Raw genomic sequence first — 10817 nt, 5'->3', positions numbered from 1 at the left:
GTTATCAAAGGCGTGGCCGTCACGGTTGAATTTTGTCGGCTCCAGCATCGCGGGCATTTCAACCTGCGCCCAGTTAAAGGTAGCTTTGATGGTGACACCGTGGGTGAAAAAGCCTTCCGGGTTAAGGGCCAGAATCGCCACCCCCGAAGAGCACTGTTCCGGCATTTTTCGGATGGTGTGATCACCGTCCCATGTGCCGCCGTATATATGACAGTTCTGAAGACTCAGCGACCCCCAGTACTCCTGTTTGTTAACCGCCCGCCATTTTTCCTCAATCTCCGGTACACCATGCCGCCAGCCGTCGAGACGCTTCCCGGTCATGGCATAAGTGTAAGACTTACCGGCATAAACCATGAGATAAGAGGAGCCAAAGCAATAATTGACCCCGGAATAGCCCTTAATAGGCTCTTTACCGATGCGGTACATATTGGTTGGATAAATGAGGTCCAGACGAGCGCCGCCATCATAGGTCGCTACGTTATTTCCCGTGGACACACCGAGCGTCAGGCGGGAAAGAATGCCATTACTGGCTTGCCCGAGACAGACAAAATCATCGGTTGTCTGGTCGGTACATTCATTGTAGGTATACGCCTTTGCGCCGTTAGCGAGAACCTTAATGGCTCCGCCTCGTATCTCTAAGGCGTATTCGTCGCCATTGGCGTTATAAATTTTCCCTTCAGTTATAGCATGAGTTCCGGCCTTTTCCGGGATGGTGTTCCCGGTATATTGCCATGTTGCCTCACCGCCATCGCACTGCTCGTAAAACCCATTTGACCGATATGCTGACGGCGTTTCTTTTGAACTAAAAATTAACTCCGATGTATTAACAATATACCCCAATCCAAAAATAAGCTGAGAACCGCCTTCTGCAGCCAGAACCTGCCGAAGTGTATCTCCATCCATTAATACGAAATGGTTCAGGTCACTGGAGAAACTTTCCGCACTTATACCTGTGGTGGTAAACCCAACATCCGTCGTTACATTAAGTCGGTAAAATTGATTGTTGTATCGAATGTATTGATTACGAGCAGTGAACTGATAAGGCCCGCCCTCATAGTCACCAATAAAAACATAGCCAGAACCTTCAAGAAATTTCTGGAATTGCTGTTCTTTATCTTTCTGGGAGGCAGAGAATTCATACTCCTGCTTGCTGAGATATGATGAAAAAACAGAGTCAAAATGCTCCATTTTAAAATCAAATTCGGATTCAATTCCAAACCATGTTTTTCGCTCTTTCCCAAGCCTGTCTTTCCATAGAAGTGACGTAATATCATTTAAAGCAAAATCAAGATTCTGCGCATTATCGAATACGTTGCGCATGTCTGCCGACGGGACCGGGTCCCGCGTCAAATAAAATGGCATAGGGGGATTACCTCAAAAAATATGCGCCGGGTTAATCAGGCGGTGCGATACCAGCCCATCAACTTGACGTAGGCGTTAGTAACTGTCAGGGCAGCGCCGGTACCCATATTTTCTGTAGTACCGGAAACGGCATGTGTGTGGGAGCCAAGAGCGACGCTGTGAGTGTGGGCGCCAGCGGTAGATGTAGTGCCGAAATCTGTCCCCGAATTATTACCGACGGCCTGATCACTACCTCCCTGTTTCTGCATTGAAGAACCCCAGCCATGGGTGTGATCGCCATTACTGCTGGTGGTTTTTGTCCCGAGATCCACGGACGCCGCCGATCCGGAAACGGTCAATGACACAGCCGGTAAATTAGATTTACCAATAGTGGCGGTATCCGATCCCCCCGTAGTCAAAACGTCTGCGCCATCCTGAAGGCCCAGGCGAATGGTTTTGTTTTCACCTGCGTATAACCACGTCGTACCCGGAAACAGTGTGTTGGGGTTTTTGTTCTGTGCGAAAAACAGCACGATTCCAACGGGGTAAACGGAATCAACCTGTAGCGACGTCAGAGCAGACCGCAACTGTCCTCCCAGTTTGTCCATATCTCCGTCATCGAGAACGTCAACATCGGACTGATCGGAAATGAACTGCGCAATAGCAGATGCAATTACCGTTGCCTGCCTCAGTGCTTTATTGACCTGACCTGAACGAGCCATGCCCGCTGTAAACCCAGTAGACAAAGCGATGAGCGCCTCCCACTCAGCCTGTGTCGCCACGTTTGCCCCGGAAGCTATCGCGAACGGTTTAAAATTATTAACTGGCATCAGAAGTTCTCTCCCCATGCGCCGGTTTCGAAACCGGCGATATAGTCATTTTCAACATCAAAACCAAAAAATTTATACCCGTTTGAGGGCGTAACCGTTTCTCTAACTCTTACTCCGGCCGCTTTTACCGTAAGGAGGCCAGCACGAACCACAAAAACAAACTCAGCGGGAAGTTTATCTATTGGGTTAATGTCATATCGCGATGGTGTGTAATCATCAGGAAGAGAAATAAAGGGACCACGATTCATACCTGAATCAAATATCAATCGATCTGTTACAGACATTAAATATTCAGAATCAATAACGATGAGTATCGAGATGGTCATATCCTGATTATCAAGGATAATCATTTTAATCCCAGTACCAGCGAGTGCTGTTTCCAGAATATCAGGCAGCGTGCCATTCTGACCATTCCAGCTGTTAATTCCTATCCTAGCTTTTAACACTACACGGTATACATCATCACTGAGATAAGTTAAGGCATCAGAAGACTGATATGGACCAAGCCAGATGCCCTGGTCCCAACCAACACGATCTTTATCCCATTCAAGAAAAACGCCGGTAATAGGTGCCGCTACCGCGCGTGAAACGCCGATCCACTTTCCGAGGATATCCAGTTGGTCGCCAACGGCGGTATCGACGTCGAAAGCAGTGATTAGTCCGGCTGTCGCAGCGGAAACATCAATAAGTGGCCGCGTTGATAAATCAACGTGGTCGAAGAATTTCGGCTTTCCTGCGTGGTAATTGGTGATCAGGTCGGTGTATTTGCTCATGGCGTCACCACCAGTGCGATGTTATCCACGCTGCAGGATGCCGACTCGTCGTACGCAAACACCACATTAGCCGCGGCGACCCCCTCTGCCGTTCGACCGATCAACAGCTCCATGATGTCGTAATAACGTGCGTTCCCGCCGCTGACGACACCCAGGTTAGCCGGGGAATAAACCCGACTCAGCAGAACGCTGTCACCGATGGCCAGCGAATTGATATACGCCGCCACCGCCGCCTTCATTTCGTCTCCGACCTCAGAGCTATAACCCGTCAGCGCCTGAATCGTTATCGACACATAGATCGGCACGTCGACCGGGCGAGAGAAACGGATGGTGTAAGGGTTGCCGTATTTGTCGGTGACTATTACCGCCGTCGTACCGTACGTTGATACGCCCTGCCCCTTAGTGTTTCGTATCGTGTTTGCGATTTCCGTCGCATCCCCACCCTCGACGATTGCCGAAATGGAGTGAGCCGGTAGCCCGTTAGCATCGGTAGTCTCTGTATCGTTCTCAAACAGCTTGTGACGGGTCACGCCTTCAACGTTGGCAATCGCACCGTCTACCGCGGCAAATGGTGTGAGAGAGGCCAGGGCAACGCTTTGTGACTGCCTCACCCGAAGTTCAGCGTCAGTCTCTGCGGCGATACCAACGGTGGCCGCCAGCGGGTTAGTTACTGAGGCCCACCCGCGCGTCGGCGTATTGATGCCGTTTACTGACCCGGCTACCGCAGCAACCGCCCCGCTATTCGCACACGTTGCCGTAGCGACCACGGTACCGTCAGTACCGATCACCACCGTAGCCGGCAGATTCCAGATCACGCTATTGGTATCGCGTACCGAGCCGTTGGTGATAGTTGTACCGACGGTTCCGGTTAGCAGCAGGTCGACAGTTGAATTGGTCGCTGCACGCCGGGTGATGCCATTAATTTTGACGTTGCTCGTCAGTGCGTCACCCAGCGCCGTTGCCGGAGAGAATGAACGGTAAACCGAAATGGCCGTGTTATTGGCGTCGTGAATAGCCAAGGCCACCAGCGCCACCATCTGGCCGTCTTTGCTATCGGGATCGAGATAGGCATCACTGCCATAAATCTGCTGAAAATAACCGGTGATGGTGTCCAGCACGGTCTGATAGTCGGGCGCACTTATCCCCTCAGCGGTTACCGTTGCCGATAAGCCGAGTGTGTCGAGGTCCAAAGACATTACGCCTCCGAAGTTACTGTGGTTGTCCCGTAGATGGTTTCCACCGTTGCTGTGAACGTTACACGCCGCGTACGCCCGTCAACTTCGGTGTTAAATTCGGTGATGCCGCTGACGCCCTGTGTTTCCAGGATGCGCCGGCGGATAGCCAGGTTATAGGTGTCAGGTCGTTGCTTGCCGAGGACTGACTGAATCCAGGGCGTTCCCTCTGTGGTATCGAGGAACCACTGACCGTACCAGAGCAGGAAGCGCGTTTTTATGGCCTGCGCTACGGCCTCCGGAGAATTCACCAGCCAGGTATCATCGCCCTGGCCGAAGGTATAATCCCCATCATCATCCTCTCGTCGGTATCGCATATCATCCTCCGAGTGGCGCCGTGTTACTCCCGCCTGGCTCAACACCACCATGCGTATGCTTATCGACGATTGAGCCATCCACCAGCTGCAGGCGGCCATCAGAAAGAATTTTTAGCCCGTTCAGGTTAAAGCCTCCCGGGGCCGTACCATTGATAGCCCCGCTGGCAGGATTAAGACTTAGCTTTGTTTCCCCGTCATCACTGCGCAGCTCTACCGCGCTTGTGCTGATGCCGCCGATTTTCTTCGCCTGTGACTGCGGGCCGACAATGCAGAAGGCATCGGATAAATCATGCATGCGCTCGTCTACCGGTTCTTGAATACCTCCGCTTTGCCACCAGAAATCAATACAGCGGTCCGCAAAGATAACCAGGCATTCGTCGCCTTCTTTAACGGGAAATGTCAGCGTGCAGCCTCCGCCGCGAGGGAATATGACAGGGACATCCACCAGCAGCGGCAGGTTTACGGATACCTCAGCGCCAGAAGCATCATGTTCGACACCTTTAATCGCGGGCTGAATAACGGCGGTGACCGCGTCTGGATCAAACGACTGGATGATGCCGGGAATGGATACGCGCATCGCGGACATGATCGCCTGCGCCAGATGCGCGTCGGCCTGCTCTTTGCTGCCGAGCTGGGAGTTTAGTGCTACGGGCATTTGGTTTACTCCGGGCAATAAAAAACCCGCAGGAGCGGGTTAGGATATTAGGATTTTCTCGGCGGCGGTATTACGGCTTCAGCCCAACACCTGCATTTGCCATCAGGGCAACATTTACCCTCCCCGGGCAAGCCTGTTATTGGCGGTTTGTCCCACTTAAATTTTTTACCATTATTTCTCGCACATTCCGGACAGCACCCTGCATCTCCGGCAGAATGCCAGATAAATTTTTTAGACCCCACTCTTTGCGATCTTATTTTTTCAAAGCGGGCAAGTTCCGAAGGGGTTCGATGGTGGGGTGAATGCACCATATTCCGCATAAATTGATCATCCGATCTCTTTTTAAGATAATTTTTAAGTCTTACATATAAAGAAATAAAAATCATAACAGCAAGAATAAGGGTTGCAGTCATTATTATTTCACCTTCACGCAATCATAAGTCCAGAACTGTCTCGGTTCATCCATATTCTTGCGGATCACTTCAACGTTGAGTATGGGTTTGCCATTATGGGCGACAAAGTCCAGTCCCAACCAGCTACCAGATCTAGCATCTGGAAGCATCCACTGTATTTTCACGTTGTTATAATCATCTTTTGTCTTCAGAAAGGTGATTTTTTGCGATTCCGGCTTCGAGCCATTTATCCTCGCAAAGCCGTCCTGCGATTTCCAGTTAATTCCAAATGGCCCACAGGCAGTACCCGCAATGGCGGGAGTAGCAAGAAAGAGTGTAAAAATACAAGCAACGATGTTTTTTTTCATGTGTATTGTGCCGCATCCAAACCTTTTGAGTTGAGCAAATCCCGAGCCCCTTTCGCCAGACACAGCAGGTCCATATACCACGCCTGCCCGCGAGTATCGCCAGTATAGTCAATGCTGCCGACAATGTAATCACCATCGGTATTGATTGCGGACAACTGTGCACCTGGCAGCCCATCAACATAGATGTTGCCATCTGTAGTGTTTTCGCCCAAGCGCCCCGGTGACTGTCCAACCTGGTCGCTGCCAAGAGCCACGCGGTACACCGACGCCTGATCCAGCCGGATAAGGCCGCCCAGCTTAATGTTTGGGTTTATCAGGCAGCGGACATTAACACCGGCGCCCATTGTCTGCTGCGGCATGCCAATCAGGCCTGTATCGGCGTTGAGTACGATCGCCTCCTGAATATATTTATCTTCAGGAACAATATGCACCTGGTTGTTTTCGTACCACCAGTTAGCTTTGCACTGACCCGCCAGGCTATACATCAGGCGGCCGGTGTTCTGATAGATAGTGCGCCCGCGGGGAAAAACGGTCGCGCCAAAGTCCGGCCTGCTTCCTTCAGTTATGCCGTAAGGGCTCAGGGTCTGCATGCCGAGATCAAACAGGTCTGCATGCTTCCAGCCAGCCGCTACGGTCGTTTTTACGCTGGCGTTCAGGTGCCCTTCCCAACCGTCAATACACTGAATGAGCACCCAACTATCGGTTACGTTTTCCTTCCCTGTGATAGTAAACCGAATATCGCCATTGAAAATCAGTCCGATGTTTTTATCGGGATACTCCCCGCTCTCGTCAGCAATGCCGTTATAGCCGGCTATACACCTTATGCGGGTATATTCCTTCCCCATTATTCGGTTCTGGGTTTCTGGCGCCAGATTGTAAATTTTGAAGTTACCCACAAAACCATTAAATATCGTGGCGGGCATCTTCTGGATGTTAAACGTCACTTTGAAATCTGACAGAGAAATCCCGTCACCTTTATCATCGATAAGTTGCAGCTCGAAATGCCGCATCCAGTTTTGTGACATGATTACTCCGTTACCACGTAGAGATGGCTTTTGATTCCGAGGTCTGTTTCCGTAGGGTTGCCGTTCGCCGGGTCATCACAGACGACATAGAGCGAAAACCCCAGACCAAGAAAGCGATACTGCGCCAGCAGGTCGGCGCCGGTGATTAGCGGTATGCCCTTAATCAGGTCGGCGCCGGCACTGTCCATGATATCCAGACACCAGAACACCGCCCGCCAGGTTATCGCCATCTGAAAGCTCTGACCCGCCAGCGCAACCGCGAACTGCTGGTTGTCGGGTGATAACGGGATTTCTGATACAGCCATTTAACCTCCGGTGAAGAAACGTACACCCCGGCTTAGCAATGACTCATCCTTAGGCGTTGGAGTTTTCACGCCTGAGTTTTGGACTGCCGAGGTATTAGCCCCCTCTTTCATGTTTTCCTTTGCGGCCACACTAACTGTCTGCGTCTGGGTGGTGATGACCTCCCTTAGCGTAATGGTCGCCATCAGGACATTCTCGCTGGCGCGATCGGTAGTCACATCGAGGGAGCGAATTACCATATTGGTATACAGCCGCTTACCTGTGGTTACGTCGAGTAACTGCCTTTCCCGCTGCATTTTTAGAAGCTCTGCATAAACTTCCTTTGGCCCCATGCTGTTGAGCGGCGTCGATAACCCAATGTTGCGGGTATCGTAGAAATCCAGCAGTGAACCGCCACCAGCAAAGCCAGTCTCCATTATGACTTCTGATGGTCGGCGATAGGCGTGATCGGAGATAAACCCGGTCCCGGCGGTGGTTGCCCTTTCCACCGGGTGCTCGGTTATTTCCAGTGCGTCGCTATGCCGTTCGGTAACCACCACGTCGGGGATCATCAGCCCAATTCGCCGGGTCTGCTGCTGGAACAGCGTAGAGAGAATATCCATCAGCTCGGCCCCCTGGTTAGTTGCTGGGTTGCGCGTGCATTAACGTTGCTCTGGCTATCAGAGACGATTTTCCCTGCTTCTCTCGGATCGCTGACACCAGAAATGTTGATAACGGTATTCTGGTTCAATGTCGCGCCAGCAGCCTGGTGGGCAAGCGGGCTATTCCAGTTCGAATAACCCTCTTTGCGGGCCATAGACTGCATAAGCATAGCCATTGTATTGGGGTCGGACAGGTTTAATGCTGCCGTCGGCGATACACCCATCCAGCCAGCAACATCACGGGCATATTTGGCAGGATCGTTGTTATCGGCCGCAGGTGCCCAGGTGCTGACGATATCCATGATAGTCTGCAGGCGGCGCCCGGTCGTTTTACCAGTGAAGTACCGCATGAGCTGGTTTTTCATGGCCTCCCAGCCTTCCAGCGCAGAACCAAACGCACGAAAGCCACCACCGCCTACGGGCCGAATATTGCCGGGGTTATTGTTGCGATCTGCAAGCGTATTCCCCTCACCACGGAAGAAACGGCCTATGCTGCGCGGGTCAAATCCTGTCTTATCCTTTATCCAGTCAGCAGCGCTATTGGCGCTGTCTGTCACCGCATTTGGTGGAGCAGTATTACCGCTCTGCTTCAGAAGCAGCCTGGCGTAAGCGGCAGCGTCTGACCATCGCCCTTCATCAATCGCGTTGAGAAGCTTACCGATGATATCCAGCATCTTGCTGAGCTCATCAAATTGCTTCCTCAGATTGTCGAACTCAAATTTAATCGACCAGGTTTTAGGGTCGATGCCGAAAAGCTTAATCAGCTCATCTTTGAGACGCTTAATGCCTGACCACAGCTTATCAATGGCGTTAAGAGCCAGAGTTATCGCCGGTTCCCACGACTTCCAGTCGATGAGGCTTTTACCGCCTTCCTTCCAGGTCTTGTAATCGTCGTACAACAACAGGATTGCGCCGGCCAGCTCCAGCACCCATGTAACCGGCGAAGCAAGCATTGCCGAGTTCAGCAGTCGCCAGGCCACCAGCAAGCCGCCAAGCGTTTCGATCAGCACTTTGGTGTCGTCGTTGAGCCCTTTCCACCAACTCTTGATGTCAATGGCGGCCTGAATAAGCCGGTAAACAATCCGCCCAACAGCTTCCCCCATCCAGAGGATACCCTTAACCGTCGCGGTGATTGCGCCTTCAATTTTGGGGAAGTTGTCCAGTATCTGGCGACGCAGCCTGTCGAGAGAACCAGCAAGACCATCAGCGAGGCTGGAGCCTATTTTATCGCGCGCCATGCCAGCCATCAGTCCAAAGGAGCGCAGCGAGGTCATGAACTTATTAGAGCTGACAGCGGCCACATCGGCGTTATAGCCGATCGCCTTCGCCATCGCGGTGTATTCGCCACTAAACTGGCCGATACCGCGACGCATTGCCATCAGGGTGTTTTCATCCAGACCCAGCATTTGAGCGTACTGGTTAGCGCGGTAATAAGGCATGCTGCTAAGACGCTGGCCGACGCCGGTAAATATCGTCGCCATGTCCCGCATATTGCCGCTGGCGTCACGGGTCTGGACTCCCAGACGGTTCAGAAAACCTTCCGCTCCGGGATTGTTACGCATGAACCTGGCAAGATTTTCGAGAGAGCCGCGGGCTCCGTCGACACTGCCGCCAACCTGACTTACCGCATACCCAATCTGCTTAATGCCCTCCACCGTCGCGCCAGTGCGCTGGGAGGCCCAGTACAGGTCGTCGAGACCGCTGGCAATTTTTGCGGTGAACGCCACGACGGAAAGCGCTGCTGCTTCAACTTTGACGCCCAGTTCAATCGCTTTAAGCGTTGTCCCGGCAACGACGGCATCGAATTTTCTGGCGCCAGCCTCATCAACGTTAAACCCAAGCGAGATCAGAAAGTCCTTGAGCGTTTCAGCGTTCATTAGCCTCTCTCCATTTCGCTATGCGGTATTCGTTATCGGCTTTCAGGTCCAGCCAGTCATTCATGCGGGCAACGTCGGCCAGGTCGACCGAACCGTCCTTCAATGCGGTATAAGGAATGTACCCGGCTTCCACCGGGCGCATCAGGAAGCTTTCGCCTTCCGGCAGGGATTCCAGCGTTAAGCCTGCGGCGACGGGGCCACCTTCTCGTTGTCGGGGAGTTCTTTCAAAAAATTTCCCAAGCTGTCGGCGACCACCCGCGCCACCAGCTGCAGCATCGTAAACAGATCGATATCGTCGAACATCAGTACGCCCTGATCGAAGACTTTCGCCCATCCCTTTTCGTGCTGGCGGGACACGACACCCAGACACGGGTAAATCACCGCGTTAACGTCCTCGTCCGGCAGCGCGGCCAGCGTATCGGCAATTTTCGGCAGTACGCTTTCCAGCACGGCTCCGGAGTTTCCGGCAGCCGCCTGAGCCTTCAGCGTCGAGAACTCGCTAACCAGACCGGCCAGCACAGGCAGAAGCTTACGGCTGACTTTCAGTTGCTGGAAAACGTCGAGTTTGGCGGTACGGTAGTTGACGCCTTTGATTTCAAATTCCATCGGTTAGAACTCCCCCAGCAGCTGGTCGATTTTGATGCAGTCGAATACCCACGACACCGTATTGCCAACTTTGGCGTTAGCGTGATCCGGTTGTTTCTGGAACGCGCATCCGCGGGCTGTCGAGATATCGCCGGATGCTTTGTTTCGCACGACGATAACGTTATTGCCCCAGGTGGCGGAGGACTGACTCTGGGCGTTGTACATCAGGGACAGCTTTTTGTTTACCGGGGATGTTTTCAACAGAGTGACGGTGATTGTGCCGCTTTTGCCGCCGTGCAGGCTGTGCATGCCTTCGCCGTCTGCACCGATGGTCATGGTGTTTTTTGCCTCGGTCATCACAACCGTGATGCCCTCTTCGGAGTTCGCCGAGCCGTAGCCCAGATCGATACTTCCGGTTGGGCCGGTAAGGGAGGCCGAGACGTCAATAAAGCTGTAGGTGTTTCCCATTTATTCCCCC

The 10817-nt window shown here is 52.5% G+C and carries 14 protein-coding genes and 1 pseudogene; all 15 read right to left on the bottom strand.

The window, feature by feature from the left end:
* A pseudogene (locus tag KHQ26_RS23160) lies at positions 1-1362 on the bottom strand (hypothetical protein); the annotation flags it as partial.
* Between the two features lie 35 nt (positions 1363-1397).
* Positions 1398-2171 (bottom strand): phage baseplate protein, encoded by a 774-nt coding sequence (locus KHQ26_RS23155; RefSeq protein ID WP_150395904.1) that lies wholly within the window; start codon positions 2169-2171, stop codon positions 1398-1400.
* Positions 2171-2944, bottom strand: coding sequence for a DUF2612 domain-containing protein (locus KHQ26_RS23150; RefSeq protein ID WP_117034334.1), 774 nt, complete (start codon positions 2942-2944; stop codon positions 2171-2173). Before KHQ26_RS23150 ends, KHQ26_RS23155 begins: the two co-directional genes overlap by 1 nt.
* On the bottom strand, positions 2941-4140 hold the full coding sequence (locus tag KHQ26_RS23145) for a baseplate J/gp47 family protein (RefSeq protein WP_211777965.1): 1200 nt from the start codon (positions 4138-4140) through the stop codon (positions 2941-2943). Before KHQ26_RS23145 ends, KHQ26_RS23150 begins: the two co-directional genes overlap by 4 nt.
* Positions 4140-4493: a hypothetical protein gene (locus KHQ26_RS23140; RefSeq protein ID WP_086076537.1), complete on the bottom strand. Its 354-nt coding sequence runs from the start codon at positions 4491-4493 to the stop codon at positions 4140-4142. Before KHQ26_RS23140 ends, KHQ26_RS23145 begins: the two co-directional genes overlap by 1 nt.
* Position 4494: 1 nt before the next feature.
* A complete protein-coding gene (locus KHQ26_RS23135; protein ID WP_211777964.1) occupies positions 4495-5148 on the bottom strand; it encodes a Gp138 family membrane-puncturing spike protein in 654 nt (217 codons plus the stop codon).
* Between the two features lie 47 nt (positions 5149-5195).
* Positions 5196-5561: a phage minor head protein gene (locus tag KHQ26_RS23130; RefSeq protein WP_211777963.1), complete on the bottom strand. Its 366-nt coding sequence runs from the start codon at positions 5559-5561 to the stop codon at positions 5196-5198.
* A 2-nt stretch (positions 5562-5563) separates the two neighbouring features.
* Positions 5564-5908: a hypothetical protein gene (locus KHQ26_RS23125; protein ID WP_102015736.1), complete on the bottom strand. Its 345-nt coding sequence runs from the start codon at positions 5906-5908 to the stop codon at positions 5564-5566.
* Positions 5905-6933 (bottom strand): hypothetical protein, encoded by a 1029-nt coding sequence (locus tag KHQ26_RS23120; protein WP_102015735.1) that lies wholly within the window; start codon positions 6931-6933, stop codon positions 5905-5907. Before KHQ26_RS23120 ends, KHQ26_RS23125 begins: the two co-directional genes overlap by 4 nt.
* A gap of 2 nt (positions 6934-6935) precedes the next feature.
* Positions 6936-7238 carry a phage baseplate plug family protein gene (locus tag KHQ26_RS23115; protein ID WP_416234138.1) on the bottom strand — a complete coding sequence of 101 codons (303 nt, stop codon included), beginning with the start codon at positions 7236-7238 and terminating at the stop codon, positions 6936-6938.
* Positions 7239-7838 carry a phage baseplate protein gene (locus tag KHQ26_RS23110; RefSeq protein WP_102015733.1) on the bottom strand — a complete coding sequence of 200 codons (600 nt, stop codon included), beginning with the start codon at positions 7836-7838 and terminating at the stop codon, positions 7239-7241.
* A complete protein-coding gene (locus tag KHQ26_RS23105; protein ID WP_211777962.1) occupies positions 7838-9754 on the bottom strand; it encodes a hypothetical protein in 1917 nt (638 codons plus the stop codon). The genes KHQ26_RS23110 and KHQ26_RS23105 overlap by 1 nt, the downstream gene beginning before the upstream one ends.
* Complete coding sequence (locus tag KHQ26_RS23100) at positions 9744-9896, bottom strand: DUF6889 family protein (RefSeq protein ID WP_110247638.1); 153 nt, start codon at positions 9894-9896, stop codon at positions 9744-9746. The genes KHQ26_RS23105 and KHQ26_RS23100 overlap by 11 nt, the downstream gene beginning before the upstream one ends.
* 35 nt (positions 9897-9931) lie before the next feature.
* A complete protein-coding gene (locus KHQ26_RS23095) occupies positions 9932-10360 on the bottom strand; it encodes a phage tail assembly chaperone (RefSeq protein WP_117032180.1) in 429 nt (142 codons plus the stop codon).
* Between the two features lie 3 nt (positions 10361-10363).
* Entirely contained in the window at positions 10364-10807 is a 444-nt protein-coding gene (locus KHQ26_RS23090) for a DUF3277 family protein (RefSeq protein WP_142970216.1), read from the bottom strand.
* Between the last annotated feature and the right edge of the window lie 10 nt (positions 10808-10817).

The sequence above is a fragment of the Klebsiella sp. 10 genome (genome assembly GCF_018223925.1).
Classification (GTDB): Bacteria; Pseudomonadota; Gammaproteobacteria; order Enterobacterales; family Enterobacteriaceae; genus Klebsiella; species Klebsiella pneumoniae.
Note: the sequence above shows the minus strand (reverse complement) of the source record. Positions and strands in the feature narration are given on the sequence as shown.